This window comes from Tsukamurella sp. 8F (assembly GCF_029167375.1).
GTDB lineage: Bacteria > Actinomycetota > Actinomycetes > Mycobacteriales > Mycobacteriaceae > Tsukamurella.
In genome coordinates, this window is the sequence record NZ_JARFTP010000002.1 from 236176 (window position 1) to 250815 (window position 14640).

Genomic DNA, 14640 nt, shown 5'->3' on the forward strand with positions numbered 1-14640 from the left:
ATGGCATTCGCGGCAGAGCAACCGGTGGTGGCGCACTCCGAGTTCCGGCCGGTCGGGGAGATCGAGCGGACGGGGGCCGAGTTCCAGGTCATCAGCGAATACGAGCCCGCGGGAGACCAACCGCAGGCGATCGACGACCTGGAACGTCGTCTGCGTGCCGGTGAGCGGGATGTAGTGCTGCTCGGGGCGACGGGCACCGGCAAGTCCGCGACCACTGCGTGGATGATCGAACGGATGCAGCGCCCCACCCTGGTGATGGCGCCCAACAAGACCCTCGCGGCGCAGCTGGCCAACGAGCTGCGCGGCCTGCTGCCGAACAACGCCGTCGAATACTTCGTCTCCTACTACGACTACTACCAACCCGAGGCCTACATCGCGCAGACGGACACGTACATAGAGAAGGACTCGTCGATCAACGACGACGTGGAGCGGCTGCGGCACTCGGCTACCTCGGCGCTGTTGTCCCGTCGCGACGTGGTGGTGGTCGCGTCGGTGTCGTGTATCTACGGCCTAGGTACTCCGCAGAGCTATCTCGACCGGTCGGTGCAGCTGGAGGTCGGCCTGGAGGTGGACCGGGACGCGCTGCTGCGGTTGCTCGTCGATGTGCAGTACACCCGCAACGATATGGCCTTCGCGCGCGGCAGCTTCCGCGTGCGCGGGGACACCGTCGAGATCATCCCCTCCTACGAGGAGCTCGCCGTCCGCATCGAATTCTTCGGGGACGAGGTCGAGGCGCTCTACTACCTGCACCCGCTCACAGGTGACGTGGTGCGGCAGGTCGATTCGCTACGAATCTTCCCGGCGACGCACTACGTCGCCGGGCCGGAGCGGATGTCGCGCGCAATCGAGGGGATCGAGGCCGAGCTGGAGGACCGGCTCGCCGAGCTCGAACGTCAGAACAAGCTGCTCGAGGCGCAGCGGCTGCGGATGCGCACGCAATACGACATCGAGATGATGCGGCAGGTCGGGTTCTGCTCCGGTATCGAGAACTACTCGCGGCACATCGACGGCCGCGGCGCGGGTTCCGCACCGGCCACGCTGCTCGACTACTTCCCCGAGGACTTCCTGGTCGTCATCGACGAGTCGCACGTGACGGTGCCGCAGATCGGCGCCATGTACGAGGGCGACATGTCGCGTAAGCGCAACCTCGTGGATTTCGGCTTCCGGCTCCCGTCGGCGGTGGACAACCGCCCGCTCACCTGGGACGAGTTCGAGGATCGCATCGGCCAGACGGTCTACCTGTCGGCCACGCCGGGCCAGTACGAACTCGGCCAGTCGGGTGGCCAGTTCGTGGAGCAGGTGATCCGCCCGACCGGGCTCGTCGACCCCGAGGTCGTCATCAAACCCACCAAGGGGCAGATCGACGACCTCATCCACGAGATCCGCGAGCGCACCGACAAGGACGAGCGAGTCCTGGTCACGACACTCACCAAGAAGATGGCGGAGGACCTCACCGATTACCTGCTGGACGCGGGAATCAAGGTGCGGTACCTGCACAGTGACATCGATACCCTGCGCCGCGTGGAACTGCTGCGGCAGCTGCGGCTCGGGGAGTACGACGTGTTGGTCGGCATCAACCTGCTCCGCGAGGGGCTCGACCTGCCGGAGGTGTCCCTGGTAGCGATCCTGGATGCCGACAAGGAGGGATTCCTCAGGTCCACCACCAGCCTCATCCAGACGATCGGCCGCGCTGCGCGCAACGTCTCGGGTCAGGTGCACATGTATGCGGACAAGGTCACGGACTCGATGCAGAACGCCATCGACGAGACCGAGCGGCGCCGCGAGAAGCAGATCGCCTACAACGCGGAGAAGGGCGTCGATCCGCAGCCGCTGCGCAAGAAGATCGCCGACATCCTGGACCAAGTCTACACGGAGGCCGAGGACACCGAGTCGATCGGCGGGTCCGGACGCAACGCGTCCCGTGGTCGCCGGGCACAGGGCGAGCTGAAGCCGGCGAGCGCCGGCGTGTACGAGGGCCGGGACACTTCCGCGATGCCGAGGGCCGAGCTCGCGGACTTGATCCAGCAGCTCACGGATCAGATGATGGCGGCCGCCCGGGATCTGCAGTTCGAGCTGGCGGGGCGCATCCGCGACGAGATCGCCGACCTCAAGAAGGAACTGCGGGGGATGGACGCCGCGGGCCTGCAGTGACGGCATTCACGGCCGTTCCGTGTTCGGCCTCGTGCGACATTCGGCCAGACAGCGTGTCGCTGCACCCAATCTCCGCCCATACGACGTTTACGACGCTACAGTTGCTTCGACATCTGATGCCCCGAGCCGTGTGCTCCACTGCAGCTCGCGGCCCTGAGAGGAAGAGGGATTGATGAGCGGTTACAACACCGTGGTCGTCGGTACCGACGGTTCCGAGTCGTCGTTGCGCGCCGTCGAGCGCGCCGCCGCACTGGCCGGCGACGGCGAGCTGATCATCGCATGCGCATATGTGCCCGGCGAGCACGCGAGCCCCGCGGACGCCGACGTGCTCGGCGACGACGCCTACAAGCTCGAGGGTCTGAACCCGGTGAACGACATCCTGCGTGAGGCCGAGGGGCGCGCCGCCAAGGCCGGCGCGAAGTCGGTCGACAAGCGTGCCATCAAGGGGCAGCCGGTCGAGTCGCTCATCGACCTCGCCAAGAAGGCGCAGGAGCCGGCGCTTCTCGTCGTCGGCAACAAGGGCCTGAACTCCCTGACCGGGCGCCTGCTCGGCTCGGTGCCGTCCGACGCCGCCCGCAAGACCACCGTGGACATCCTCATCGTCCACACGACGTAGCCCGTCGTTTCAGTTATCCAGCCTGCGCAGCGCGGGCGGTAGCGACCCGGACGCGACCAAGGTCAGCGTCTGGGTCGCTCGCGTCAGTGCCACGTAGAGATCCTGCAGCCCGCGGTCCGACTCGTCCGCGATCCGGCCCGGCTCGACCACGATCACATGGTCGAACTCCAGCCCCTTGGCGTGCCGCACGGGCATCACCCGTACGGCCGGCGCGGCCAGTGTGCGCAGCCTGCCGACCAGATCGGGGGGCGCCAGAACTGCGGTGAGGCGCGGCGCGTCCCCGTCCCCGTCCTGTTCCTCCGCCTCCGGCAGCACATCGGCGACGGTGGCGACCAGATCGCCGTCGTCGGGGACGCGGACCAGGCCCGGCGTCTCGCCCTGACGGACGGACGTCGGGACCGACGACGCGGGGTCGATCTCCTTCAGGACGGCCGCAGCCAGGTCCATTATCGCCTCGGGAGTCCGGTAGTTCACCGTCAGCTCGGCGAGTCTCCAGCGGCCCGGGGTGTACGGGTCCAGGACGCTTGCCCATGACGACGTCCCCGCGGCCTCGGACGTCTGGGCGGTGTCGCCGACCACCGTCATCCAACGGTTGGGGATCCGGCGCATGATCATGCGCCACGCCATCGCCGACAGTTCCTGCGCCTCGTCGACGATGACGTGCCCGAACGTCCACGTGCGGTCCGCGCGGGCGCGGTCGGCGGTGGTGTTGAACTCGCTGACGTTCTGGCGCTCGGCCAACTGCTCGGCGTCGATCAGGTCGTACGCCATCAGGATCTCGGACGAGTCGAGCTCGTCGTCGAGGTCCGCCGGCGCCGAGCCCGTGAGGATGTCGAGCGCTTCCTGCGCATCGGTGAGACGCTTGCGCCACTCCCGCTCGGCGCGCTCCGCGTCGGCCTCGTCATCGATGCCCAGCAGTTCCGCGAGTTCGTCCAGCAGAGGGGCATCGCCGGGCGAGAAGCCGTCGGTCGCGCGGGCGAGCGCGGCGCGGTCCGCGTCCGAAAGATCCGGTGCGGCCCTTGCCAGCCGCGCCGTATCGGCCCACAGGTCCGCGAGTACGTGCTGCGGGCTCAGCTCAGGCCAGAACTCGGCGAGGACCGAAGTGACCTCGGGGTCGTCCGCGAGTTCGTCGCGGATATCCGCGACGTCCGTCCGCGAGAGCAGTAGCGAACCGTCGACCAGGGACGATCCGATCGTCCTGGCGTGCTGCTCGGCGAGCTGGTCGAGGGCGGACTGCATGAAGAGCGGCCTGGCGAGGTTGTGCGCTCGGCGCGACGAACGCGCACGGCCGCGGGCCCGCGTGACCACCTTCTTGTCGATCGTCAGCGGATAGCCGTCGAAGCGCAGTTCGACCGGCGCGGGAGGCAGCGTCTGCCAGCTGCGGACGGCCTGCTTCATGACCTCGATCATGTCGGTCGATCCCTTGAGCTCGGCCGCGCGTGACGCGTCCTCCAGGGTCGCCACAACGCCCGGGTAGAGGTCGCCCACCGTCGAGAGCAGGACGCCGGTCTCGCCGAGGCTGGGCAGCACGCGGCTGATGTAATCGAGGAACGTCTCGTTCGGCCCCACAATGAGCACACCTGTACGGGACAGGTTCTGGCGATACGTGTACAGGAGGTAGGCGGCACGGTGTAACGCCACCGCGGTCTTGCCGGTTCCGGGGCCGCCCTGCACGACCATCACGCCGCGGTGCTCGGACCGGATGATCGCGTCCTGTTCGAGCTGAATGGTTTCGACGATGTCCGTCATGTGTCCCGTGCGAGCCGCGTCGAGGGCCTCCACGAGCGCGGACTCGCCTGCGACGTTGGCGCCGGGTCCCGTGCCGGGATCCTCACCTGCGGTGAGCGCGAGCCGCTCGTCGGTCACCGCCGTGACGCGCCGGCCGCGGGTGCGTATATGCCGGCGCACGTGCACGCCCTCGGTCTGTGCCGGGGTCGCGAGGTAGAACGGGCGGGCTAGGGGAGCGCGCCAGTCGAGCAGCAGCGTGGACAACGAATCGTCACCGTCGAGCACGCCGATCCGGCCGATTCGACGGACGGCGTCCTGATCGTCGTCCTGTTCGTCCATGTCGAGGCGGCCGAAGTACAGGTTGTGCTCGGCCGCATCGTATTTCGCCAGGTCGTCCGTGTAGAGCTGGTGGAAGGAGTCCCGCTCGGACAGTTCCTGCGGGTTCTCGCCGACTTCCGCGAGGTTGTCCGTGCGTCGCCGCGTCGCCGTCGCCCGCATCGCATCGATCCGTGTGTATACGCGGTCGAGGTGCATCTGTTCGTCGGCGAGGCGAGCTTCGGCGGTCGCCGACGGTGCTGTCTGGTCCGTCTCGGTGACGGGTCGAGGCGTCACGGTGCTCCTAGGTGCGGTCTCGGGGTGGTGAGAACAGACTCTCCATTGTCCACGAAACCTCGCCCGCGCGCTGCCGCAGCGGCTGTGATGCGTTCGGTCGTTCAGACCCCGCAGACCCAGTCTTCGCGTTCGACGGCGCCGGGGCCGCCGACGGTGGGAGCGCGGTCCGGCGCCGGGAAGTGGCGCCTTATGGTGAATGCCTCGGGCGTCGGGCCCTCGGCGCGCAGGATCCGGAGGCGCGTCTCGGCCTCCGAGACCGACGGGCGGTGCCCGGCCGGCACCCACCAGCACACGGTGTACGCCTCCCGCATGGGCAGGAACCACTCCCGTCTGCGGCGCATGATCGCCTTGTGCATCGGGCCGAAGACGAACGCGGCCAGGCTGTCGACGTCGCGCCAGGTCGACATGTTGGTGATCACCCCGACGCCATCGCCCTGGTCGCCCTCGAAGGCGACGATGTCCGTCGCGTTGCCGTCCTCGGTCTGTAGGCGCCAGACGAATCCCGGTGCCGCATCTGCAAGCGCGTTGACCGGATCGAGGGCGGAGACGAAGTCGGCCAGCTGTGGGCTGTCGAGGTCGGCGGCGAGTCGGGCGATGTTCACCTGCGCGAGGTCGTACTGCATGCCGACAAGCTACCGGCTGAGCGCGTCGAACCGCCTGCGGTAGGCATCCGGTGTGGTGTCGAGTGCGTTGTGCATGTGCCTTCGGAGGGCTACCGGGCTGCCGAAACCGCATAGGTGTGCGATGCGCTCGACGGTGAGGTCGGTCGTCTCGAGTAGTTGCTGAGCGCGCCGGACGCGAGCTGCGTTGAGCCATTCGAGGGGCCGGGTGCCGGTGCGCTGCACGAAGTGTCGATGCAGGGTCCGCGTGCTGACCTGCGCGTGCCGGGCGAGCTGCTCGATCGTGAGTGGCTCGTCGAGGTGGTCGAGAGCCCACGTCAGCGTGTCGCCGATATCGCGCCCTGCGGCCGTCGGCGCGGGAACGGGATCGACGTACTGCCGCTGGTTGCCGTCCCGATGCGGTGGGCTGACCAGTCGGCGTGCCACGCGATTGGCCACATGCGCGCCGTAGTCCGTGCGCACGATGTGCAGGCAGAGGTCGATCCCAGCCGACTTTCCTGCGGACGTCAGCACGTCACCGTGATCGATGTACAGCGGATCGGGGTCGACCAGGACTCGCGGGTATCGCTCGGCCAGCTCGGCGGCGTACAGCCAGTGGGTCGTCGCCCTGCGTCCGTCCAACAGTCCGGCGGCCGCGAGAACGAACGCGCCGGTACAGATCGAGGCGACCCGTGCGCCCCGGCAGGCGGCCTCCCGGACGGCTTCGACGAGGTCGGGAGCGGGATTCAGTGCGGCGTCGTGGCAGGCGGGGACGATGACCGTGTCGGCGCGCGCGAGGTCGTCGTATGTGTGCGTCGTCGTGGCGCGGAACCACCTGTCGACGGACGCGTCGCGCGGGCTGCATACGGCGAAGTCGTACCAGTCGGTGCCGGCGAGTTCGCTGCGGTCCGTGCCGAATATCGCGCACGGTCCCGCGAGCTCGAATAGAGGGACACCTTCGCTCAGTGCTAGCGCGACCTTTCGGGGCATGGCCGAAAATGTATCACCAGTGACAGTCCGGACACTGTCCGTCGGCCTCGGCGGTCACGATGGTTGAGGGGTGACCGAGACACATCCCCCCAGACGTCCGATTCCCCCGGCCCGTGCCGAGCAGATGCCTCAGCTCGCCGGCCCGACGGTGCTGTTCATGTCCGTTGCCGCCGCCCTGGGCACCTCCGCGGTCTACTTGTTGCAGCCGTCCGTGGCGCAGGTCGCTTCTTCGCTCCGGTCTCCGATCGGTCATGTCGGCATGGCCCTGGCATGCGGCCAGATCGGCTACCTGACCGGATTGATACTCGTTGTGCCGCTGGTGGATCGGTTCGCGCCAGGGCGTGTCATCGGTGCGCAGTTCGCATGCCTTGCCGCTGCTCTGAGCCTGAGTGCCGCGGTCGCAGACACTCAGCTGCTCGCCGCGCTGATCGCGCTGACCGGGGCGAGTTCTGTCGTCGGAGCCGGGATGACCTCGGTGGCGGGGCGTCTGACTGTACCGGAGCGTCGGGCGACGACGCTCGGCGTGCTGACCTCCGGCATCTCCGCCGGGATCCTGGGTGGACGGATCGTCGGGGGTGTGCTGGCCGATCATCTCGGGTGGCGCGGGATGCTGCTGTGCATCGCTGGTGCATGCGTCGCATTCGCGGCGAGTTGCGCTGTGGTGCTGCCCAACCCGCGTCGCACGCGTCCCGCGACCGGATACATCGCAGGCATTCGGTCGATCCCGATGCTGTTCGTCCGCCACGCAGCGCTGCGGCTCGCTTCGGCGCGAGGGGCCCTGTGGTTCTTCGGATTCTGCGCGATGTGGGCGGGGCTCGCGGTTGCGCTGGCGCAGCCGCCGTTCGCATATTCGCCCGAACGGATCGGCCTGTACGGTCTGGCCGGCCTCTCCGGGATCGTCGCCACCCAGGTCGCCGGTCGCTGGACGGACCGGGTCGGCGCCCGTGCGGTGATTCTGGCCGGCCTGTCGGTGGCGTTCGGCGCCGCGGCGACGAACGCGGTTGCCCTGCATAGTACGGTCGCGACCGTCGTCTGCCTCGCCTTGTTCGATGCCGGGTTGTTCGCGGCTCAGGTCGCGAACCAGAGCACCGTCCTCGCTATCGACCCGGCGGCTCCCGCGCGATTCAACAGCGGCTACATGGTGGTGTACTTCATCGGCGGCAGCGCGGGAACTGCGTTCGGAGCGGCCGCGGTGGGGTGGTTCGGATGGACGTGTACGGCATTGGTGGTCGCGGCAGTGGTCTTCGCTGCCGGAGTGCTGACCTGTGCTGTGTCAGCGGATCACGGGGAGGGGTGAGTGGTCGGCGCGTCCGGTAGCGGCCTCGATGAACGCGATCGGGTCCGCGACCTCGGCGAGCAGCGCGGCCGTCTCCTGCAGGGCGTCGTCCGCCACCGCGGGTGACATGCCCACCGCGTCGAGTACGTCCAGCAGGTGCACCACCGACTCCATGAGGATGATGCGGACCGCCTCGACGAGTCGGATGCTGGTGCCTGCCGCTGGCCACGGCACCAGCGTCTCCGCGTCGGCGGCCCGCAGCGTCGCGATAGCACGCGGACCGTCGTCGGCGAATGGTTGCACGAGTTCGCCCGGATCGCCTACGGCGCCGGCTCGTCCGACAGCGGCGTCGGCGACGGAGGCAGCCATCTGTTCCGCCGGACCGTTGAACGAGTTGAAGCCTCGTAGTATGCCCGCGGCGGTGGTCGGCGGCGTGGCCTGACCATCGGTGGAAGGAAGCCCACGGGCGAGTAGCGCCGGGAATCCCGCGACGTGCGCGTACACGGCGGCCACATCCCAACCGGTGCATCGGGTCGGAGCATGCCAGAGTCTCCCCAGCGAGCGACCTACTTCGGTCCACAGGGTCCACACGTCGGCCAAGGCGACGACGCGTCGCTCGAACAAAGCATCGGACACCGCGATGCTCACGACGCATCCTGCGGTGCGCCGGCCGCGGCGGAGCGGTCGATGGCCACGGTCACTCCTCTCCTCAGCGCCGCCGGATGACCTTGATCATCAGCGCGCCCAACACGATCAGATAGACGAGCATGAATCCGCCGAATGCCATGCTGAGGCCGCCGCCGTGATCGAGGAACGCCGTTGCGATACCGGTCAACGGCAGGAAGGCGATGACGAACATGAGGGCGGCGACGCGACGCGACCGCCGCGGCTGAGTGGGTGTGCTCACCTCTCCGGTCCTGAGCCACTGGCGCGCGCTTGCCACCGGCGTGGGCGGATCGGCCTCATCGATCGGCTTCATGGGGCCACGGCCTCGGTCGCATCGGTGGATCCGGCGTCGGCCAGATCAGCGTAATCGGGGAGTCGCACCCCATTGATGGCGCGCTCCAGGAGTTCGGCGAACCACTCGGACTCGAAGTCGGGTCCGGGCCCGTGCGCGGTGACGTCGCGGCTGCGCGCGTGTAGCCGCGCGATCTCCTGGTTGGCCTCGACGTACGGTCGCATCTTCCTCTCGTACGCATCGAAACCCGTCGCCGGATCCCAGCCGGCGGAGGCGAGCTCGCCGGCCAGCAGGTATGCACCGACGAGGGCGATCCCGGTGCCCTGACCCGACATCGGTGATGAGCTGCACGCCGCGTCACCGAGGAGCCCCACGCGTCCGCTCGACCAGCGGTCCATAACCACCTGGGCGACCTGATCGAGGTAGAAGTCGGGGGTGTCGTCGATATGCGCGAGAATGCGTGGGGTCAACCAACCGAAGCCGTCCATCCGTTCGCGCAGCAGTTGCTTCTGGGCCTCGATATCGCGGTAGTCGACGTCGAAATCAACTGCGGGGAAGGAGAACATGGCGACGGCGAGGCTCGCGTCCCGGATCGGACGCAGGCCCGCGGAGCGCCCCGCCTCCTGGTATTCGAGCATCCACTGGTCCAGCCCGAATTCGTTGGGAACGGTGTAGAAGGCGAGCACGTGCCCGAGGTGGCGGACGAACCGCTCGCGGGGTCCGAACGCCGCCGCACGCAGTGCCGAGTGCAGCCCGTCCGCGCCAATCACCAGGTCGAAGCGCCGCCGGCTACCGCCCGCGAGCGTCACGTCCACGCCGTCCGCGTCCTGGGTGATCTCGGCGATCCGGTCACCGAAGACGTATTCGACGCGGTCGCGGGTGTCGTCGTAGAGCACGCGAGACAAGTCACCACGCAGGATCTCGATCTCGGAGATGAATCCATCGCCGCCGTCGTCCTCCACACTGAAGGTCTCGAGCACGTTGCCGTCGGCGTCGACGGTGTGCGCGCCGGCGGCGAAGGTGCAGGCGGCACGCACGGCACCGTCGAGTCCCATTCGCCTGACGACCTCACGAGTCACGCCGCGTGCGTCCACCGCCTGTCCGCCCGGACGCAGGACGGGCGAACGCTCGACGACGGTCACCTCGGCTCCCCACCGGTCCAGCCAGTGCGCCAGCGCGGGACCGGCGATGCTGGCCCCCGCGATCAAGACCTTTGTCCCGCTCATGCATACCCCCGCTCGAACAGCTTCTCCCGGATAGTACCTCGACCTAAGGGGTTCGACCTCACCTGTGGTGAAAACCATTGTCGGCCAATAGGTCCATGCGAGAACCGGAGAACGTCTCCGATCGCGACGACGAGCTTGCGGTAGGACTCCGTGCTGATGCCTGCGGCCCTTGCGATCTGGAGCGTCGTGACCGATCCGCCGACCTCGGTCGGGAGAGCGGGATGGTGGCTTGCACGATCATGGCACGGCGCTATACGTGTGACAGTTCGACCGTCATGAAGACGCTGTTGGGATCGTGGCGGTACGTGCCGAAGGGGTCGCACTCGACGAATCCGACGGCGCGGTACAGGGCGCGGGCCGGGGCGAAGAAGGCCATGCTGCCGGTCTCGAGCGAAACCCGGGTCAGTCCGCGGGCGCGAGCGTCGTCCAAGGCATGTAGCGCGAGTGCTCGGCCCACCCCTCGCTCTCTCGCGGCGGGCGCGGTGCGCATGCTCTTGAGCTCGTCGTGTCCTCCATCGATCGGCACCAACGCCACGGTCCCGAGAAGCTCATCGTCGGGCGCCTGGGCGACCCACATCCGCACGCCGGGCGCGCGCAGGGCGGCGACATCGAGGGCGTGCCGGCTCGCCGCCGGTGCGGTCGGCGCCATATCGGCGAGGTGTGCGGAAAGGAACTCGACGAGGGTCTCGTCCGCGAGGTCTGCGTCGACGACTCGAATCATGTTTTCATGGAACCAGATCCGGCTCCAGCGAGGAGAGGACGGCCGCGCAGGTCTCTGACATCGATCCGTGAGATCAGCCCGTTTCGTGTGGCGACGTCGATAGTCGCGATCGGGTGGCCGCCGGGAGCTATCACGTGCGTTGCCCGCCCACCGATGAGTAGCACTGTGCTGGTGCGGATCCGGTCGACGAAAGTCCTCGTCTCGTCGGCTACGGCTGCCCGCCCGCGCACGACGGCTGCCGTGGGGGTCGGCGACAGCGAGGGATCTACGGTGCGCGCGCAATCCGGGGCCATCAGATCCAGCATCCGGGTCATGTCTCCGCCCGCCGCGGCGCTGAGGAAGGCATCGACCAGGGCACCGTCGGCATCCGACGCCGGCACCGAGGTGTTCTGTGCGATGCGACGCCGCGCGCGGCTCGCATGCTTCTTCGCGTTGTCGCGGCTCGTATCGAGGACGGCTGCGATCTCCTGGAACGGCACGTCGAACAGGTCGTGCAGCACGTAGGCGATGCGCTGTGGGGGAGTGAGAGCATTCAGGACGATCATCAGCGCGCGGGACACGCTCTCGCGCTGGAGATAGCGTTCGTCGGCTGCGAGTTCCTCGGCGTGGACCTCGTCTGCCGGGAGGGTCTCCTCGCGGCGTCGCCGTCGCGCGCGCAACTGGTCGAGGCATACGTTGCCGAGGACCGTCGTCAGCCACGCGGCGGGTCTACGGAGGTGCTCGGTCTCCCCGTTCGACACCTTGATCCAGGTGGTCTGCACGGCGTCCTCCGCATCGTGGATCGAGCCGAGTAGCCGGAACGCGATCGCGGTCAGCTGCGGGCGGGCGGCTTCGAAGTCGGATGCCGGTATCACCGGGTGTCACCTTTCGCGGGTGTGAGACGTCGGGAGAACGAAACGACCGATCTCCTATCCGACCATCCCATTGGAGGCCACCGTATGACGACACTGCTGACGATCGCGACCATCCTCTGTATCGGTGCGAACGTGTTCGTCGCGTTCGCCGATTACCTGAGGGCGCCGTTCGTGCTGAAGAACTCCGCCCAGGTCCACTTTCCCGCTTGGGCGATACCCTATCTCGCCACCCTTAAGCTGGCTGTGGCGTCGACCGTTCACATGATCGCCGCCGTGTGACGGTTCGCCGCAGCCGGCCACTCACGCACGGTCGTAGGTGAGAAACAGGGCGCCGCTGTCGATCCTGTGGACATCGGTGAGGCCCCAGTGCGCGGGCTCGAACCCGGCTGCGAACAAAGGGATCCCGGCGCCGATCGTGATCGGAGCCAGCTTGACGATCAATCGGTCGATCTCCGAGTACAAAGCCCCGGCGATGGTCGCGCCACCGACCAGCCAGATGTCTTTGCCGCTCTCCCGCTTGAGGGAACGGACGGTCGCGACCGGATCGTCGGGTATCACCTCGACCGACTCGTTCGCTCCTAGCGTGCGTGAGAACACCAGGTGGCGTAGATGAGGAAAGGCGTCGACGATGCCGGCATCCAGACCGAGCGAGTAACTGTTGCGCCCTTCCACCACGGTGTCGAAGTGGGTGCCGAGGTCCGTGACACCCATCGCTCGACGTGCCGGCGCGGGCAGGATCTCGGGGTAGTTCTCGATCACGTGCGAGACGTAGTCGCCTGGGACGGGCCAGAAACCGTCGGCGCCGCTGGGGTCGGCACCATCCGGCCCGGCGATGAAGCCGTCGATGGTCGACGCGATGCAGTAGACGAGTCTGCGCATGACCCCACCGTAGGTGGTGCGTGCACCGTCCGAGCCGGATCGGCGCCGGATGCCTACGAGTCTGCTACTCGGACGCGCCGTATGCAGTTCGATATAGGGAGTCCAGCGCACGATCGATCTGGTCGGGCATGGGCCGGCCCTTGCTGTCCAGCTGGCTCCAGCGCTGTCGATTGATCATCACGGTCATCTGTCGCGCGCAGTCCGACCGCGTCATGGTGATGGTGCCGCCACCCCACACCGATCCGTCGTGACCCCAGAACGTTCCCTGCCCCGCAACCTCTTTGCGATGTAGGCCGAGACCGTAGTCGATGACTGTCCCCTCGAACGACACCACCGGTGTCGTTCGTTGCATCTGTGCGAGCGAAGCCTCGCCGACGATCTCCCCCGCCAGTAGAGAACGATAGAAGCGGTCGAGGTCCGAGGTGGTCGAGATCAACGATGCGGCGGGGCCGACCCAGGACATGTCGAAGACGCTGTAGTCGCGCGAAGGGTCCAGCATTCCGAACCAGGACTCGTACAGCCGCGAGTGGGGTCCTTCGATCTCGACTCCGTTCGGGAATCCGGTGTCGCGCAGTCCTACTGGTCTGATGACCGTCTCTTGGACGAACCGCTCGGCGACGCTGTCCGTGATCAGTTCGATGAGCCGGCACAGCAGTAGGTAGTTGGTGTTGGAGTACCGGCCCGGCGCGGAACCGGGGCTACCGGAGGGCGGGGCCTGAACACCCATCGCGATCAGGTCGGCTTGGTCGAATACGGCGAACCGGTTGTCCTCGAGGCTCCGCGGCGACGTATCCGCCAGGACGGGGAAACGGGCGAGGGACGGGTAGGCCACAGGGAGGTACTCCGCGAGACCGCTGGTGTGGTTGAGCAACATCCGCGGTGTGATGCAGCGACCTCGCTCACCGGGGACGAGCCGGGGGAGATAGTGGCCGATGGGCTCGTCCAGGTCGACGTGGCCGTGCTCGGCGAGCAGGAGAACGGCGGTCGCGACGAACGTCTTCGAGACGCTACCGACTCGATGTCGCATCTCCGGCACCACCGGTGCGCCGGTGTCGATGTCGGCGACTCCGGAGGCGCCGCGCCAGATCGATTCCCCGGCAACGACTTCGGTGAAGACCCCGGGGATACCTGCCGCGCAGACCGCGGTCGCCGCACGTTCGAGGTGGTCGACGTCGAGTTCGACACTCGGAGATCGGTCGGTCAGGTGGTGGGTCATCGGGTGCTCGCTTTCGCCGCGGGGCTGGTTTACAACGTAAATCTCGTTTTGTGAACGGTAGACTTACGACGTACAACACGTCAACATGTTTCTGATGCGACCGGCCCGAAGACATAGGAGGCGCGATGCCGACGTCCCGCGAGAGAGGGCGACACGCAGGGTTGAGCCGCGGAGCGATCCTCGATGCCGCCGTCGCCCTCGTCGATCGGGACGGCCTCGCCGCCCTGTCGATGCGCCGTCTCGGCACCGCGCTGGGGGTCGAGGCGATGGCCCTGTATCACCACTTCCCGAGCAAGGGAGCACTGCTCGACGGCCTCGTCGAGCGGCTGGTCGGTGCGGTAGCACTTCCGGGCGAGGCCGACGAGGACTGGAGAGACGGGCTGCGGAGGTACGCGGGTTCTGCTTTGGAGACCCTGGCGGCACACCCGAATCTGGTCTCCCTGATGCTCACGCGCCCCGGTGACACCGCTGCCAACCACGAGGTCATGGAGAGCCTGTTGCTGGTGCTGGTGCACTCCGGATTCGAGCCGGGCCGCGCGCTCGATCTGCTCTACGCGCTCAACTCCCTGATCGTCGTCAACGGTGCGTTGCGCGCCGGCGGCGGCCCGGAGCCGCGCGGCGAGGAGGCGCAGACCGGCCGGCTCGGCGCACTCTCGCCACAGGACTACCCGCTGCTGGTCGAGGCAGCGCGCGCCGGCCGGGACAGAGGGCCGACAGCCCGGTTCGACGCGGCGGTGGACGCGCTGCTGGTGGGCTTCACGCCGTCTGCGGCCAGTCTGCCGCCCGGTCCGGCACGGTGACCAGCTGATAGAGA

The 14640-nt window shown here is 67.8% G+C and carries 15 protein-coding genes; 5 read left to right on the top strand and 10 right to left on the bottom strand.

Annotated features, from left to right (window positions below; all coding sequences use genetic code 11):
• Together uvrB and P0W64_RS02605 are read left to right on the top strand one after the other, a co-directional pair.
• Positions 1-2151, top strand: a complete 2151-nt coding sequence (gene uvrB, locus P0W64_RS02600) for an excinuclease ABC subunit UvrB (protein ID WP_275478480.1) — start codon at positions 1-3, stop codon at positions 2149-2151.
• Positions 2152-2323: 172 nt separating this feature from the next.
• Positions 2324-2767 (top strand): universal stress protein, encoded by a 444-nt coding sequence (locus P0W64_RS02605; protein ID WP_275478481.1) that lies wholly within the window; start codon positions 2324-2326, stop codon positions 2765-2767.
• Between the two features lie 9 nt (positions 2768-2776).
• Here P0W64_RS02605 and P0W64_RS02610 read toward each other — a convergent pair whose 3' ends face one another.
• The 3 genes from P0W64_RS02610 to P0W64_RS02620 all read right to left on the bottom strand — a co-directional run bounded on the left by P0W64_RS02610 (position 2777) and on the right by P0W64_RS02620 (position 6696).
• On the bottom strand, positions 2777-5029 hold the full coding sequence (locus P0W64_RS02610) for an ATP-binding domain-containing protein (RefSeq protein WP_275478541.1): 2253 nt from the start codon (positions 5027-5029) through the stop codon (positions 2777-2779).
• Between the two features lie 179 nt (positions 5030-5208).
• Positions 5209-5730, bottom strand: coding sequence for a DUF3291 domain-containing protein (locus tag P0W64_RS02615; protein ID WP_275478482.1), 522 nt, complete (start codon positions 5728-5730; stop codon positions 5209-5211).
• Positions 5731-5739: 9 nt separating this feature from the next.
• Positions 5740-6696 carry a helix-turn-helix domain-containing protein gene (locus P0W64_RS02620; protein WP_275478483.1) on the bottom strand — a complete coding sequence of 319 codons (957 nt, stop codon included), beginning with the start codon at positions 6694-6696 and terminating at the stop codon, positions 5740-5742.
• A 70-nt stretch (positions 6697-6766) separates the two neighbouring features.
• On the opposite strand from P0W64_RS02620, the gene P0W64_RS02625 reads away from it, so the two are divergent.
• A complete protein-coding gene (locus P0W64_RS02625; protein WP_275478484.1) occupies positions 6767-7993 on the top strand; it encodes an MFS transporter in 1227 nt (408 codons plus the stop codon).
• Here P0W64_RS02625 and P0W64_RS02630 read toward each other — a convergent pair.
• From P0W64_RS02630 to P0W64_RS02650, 5 genes are all read right to left on the bottom strand, one after another.
• On the bottom strand, positions 7970-8620 hold the full coding sequence (locus P0W64_RS02630) for a maleylpyruvate isomerase N-terminal domain-containing protein (protein WP_275478485.1): 651 nt from the start codon (positions 8618-8620) through the stop codon (positions 7970-7972). The genes P0W64_RS02625 and P0W64_RS02630 overlap by 24 nt on opposite strands.
• 61 nt (positions 8621-8681) lie before the next feature.
• Entirely contained in the window at positions 8682-8879 is a 198-nt protein-coding gene (locus P0W64_RS02635; RefSeq protein ID WP_275478486.1) for a hypothetical protein, read from the bottom strand.
• A 68-nt stretch (positions 8880-8947) separates the two neighbouring features.
• Positions 8948-10156: an FAD-dependent monooxygenase gene (locus P0W64_RS02640; protein ID WP_275478487.1), complete on the bottom strand. Its 1209-nt coding sequence runs from the start codon at positions 10154-10156 to the stop codon at positions 8948-8950.
• A 250-nt stretch (positions 10157-10406) separates the two neighbouring features.
• Positions 10407-10877, bottom strand: a complete 471-nt coding sequence (locus tag P0W64_RS02645) for a GNAT family N-acetyltransferase (protein ID WP_275478488.1) — start codon at positions 10875-10877, stop codon at positions 10407-10409.
• Entirely contained in the window at positions 10874-11731 is an 858-nt protein-coding gene (locus P0W64_RS02650) for a sigma-70 family RNA polymerase sigma factor (protein ID WP_275478489.1), read from the bottom strand. Before P0W64_RS02650 ends, P0W64_RS02645 begins: the two co-directional genes overlap by 4 nt.
• A gap of 84 nt (positions 11732-11815) precedes the next feature.
• Here P0W64_RS02650 and P0W64_RS02655 point away from each other — a divergent pair, with 84 nt between their 5' ends.
• The gene (locus tag P0W64_RS02655) at positions 11816-12010 is read left to right on the top strand and encodes a DoxX family protein (protein WP_275478490.1); all 195 of its coding nucleotides are present in this window, start codon (positions 11816-11818) and stop codon (positions 12008-12010) included.
• 21 nt (positions 12011-12031) lie between these two features.
• On the opposite strand, the gene P0W64_RS02660 is transcribed toward P0W64_RS02655, so the two are convergent.
• Together P0W64_RS02660 and P0W64_RS02665 are read right to left on the bottom strand one after the other, a co-directional pair.
• A complete protein-coding gene (locus P0W64_RS02660; protein WP_275478491.1) occupies positions 12032-12610 on the bottom strand; it encodes a dihydrofolate reductase family protein in 579 nt (192 codons plus the stop codon).
• A 64-nt stretch (positions 12611-12674) separates the two neighbouring features.
• The gene (locus P0W64_RS02665) at positions 12675-13826 is read right to left on the bottom strand and encodes a serine hydrolase domain-containing protein (protein ID WP_275478492.1); all 1152 of its coding nucleotides are present in this window, start codon (positions 13824-13826) and stop codon (positions 12675-12677) included.
• A gap of 125 nt (positions 13827-13951) precedes the next feature.
• On the opposite strand from P0W64_RS02665, the gene P0W64_RS02670 reads away from it, so the two are divergent.
• Positions 13952-14626, top strand: a complete 675-nt coding sequence (locus P0W64_RS02670; RefSeq protein WP_275478493.1) for a TetR family transcriptional regulator — start codon at positions 13952-13954, stop codon at positions 14624-14626.
• Positions 14627-14640: the final 14 nt, after the last annotated feature.

Bases quoted from the DNA above. Each gene is read 5' to 3' on its own strand.
- P0W64_RS02640 (WP_275478487.1), bottom strand. From the start codon at position 10,156: ATGAGCGGGACAAAGGTCTTGATCGCGGGGGCCAGCATCGCCGGTCCC.
- P0W64_RS02610 (WP_275478541.1), bottom strand. From the start codon at position 5,029: ATGCACCTCGACCGCGTATACACACGGATCGATGCGATGCGGGCGACG.
- P0W64_RS02645 (WP_275478488.1), bottom strand. From the start codon at position 10,877: ATGATTCGAGTCGTCGACGCAGACCTCGCGGACGAGACCCTCGTCGAG.
- uvrB (WP_275478480.1), top strand. From the start codon at position 1: ATGGCATTCGCGGCAGAGCAACCGGTGGTGGCGCACTCCGAGTTCCGG.
- P0W64_RS02670 (WP_275478493.1), top strand. From the start codon at position 13,952: ATGCCGACGTCCCGCGAGAGAGGGCGACACGCAGGGTTGAGCCGCGGA.
- P0W64_RS02665 (WP_275478492.1), bottom strand. From the start codon at position 13,826: ATGACCCACCACCTGACCGACCGATCTCCGAGTGTCGAACTCGACGTC.
- P0W64_RS02605 (WP_275478481.1), top strand. From the start codon at position 2,324: ATGAGCGGTTACAACACCGTGGTCGTCGGTACCGACGGTTCCGAGTCG.
- P0W64_RS02655 (WP_275478490.1), top strand. From the start codon at position 11,816: ATGACGACACTGCTGACGATCGCGACCATCCTCTGTATCGGTGCGAAC.
- P0W64_RS02615 (WP_275478482.1), bottom strand. From the start codon at position 5,730: ATGCAGTACGACCTCGCGCAGGTGAACATCGCCCGACTCGCCGCCGAC.
- P0W64_RS02620 (WP_275478483.1), bottom strand. From the start codon at position 6,696: ATGCCCCGAAAGGTCGCGCTAGCACTGAGCGAAGGTGTCCCTCTATTC.
- P0W64_RS02660 (WP_275478491.1), bottom strand. From the start codon at position 12,610: ATGCGCAGACTCGTCTACTGCATCGCGTCGACCATCGACGGCTTCATC.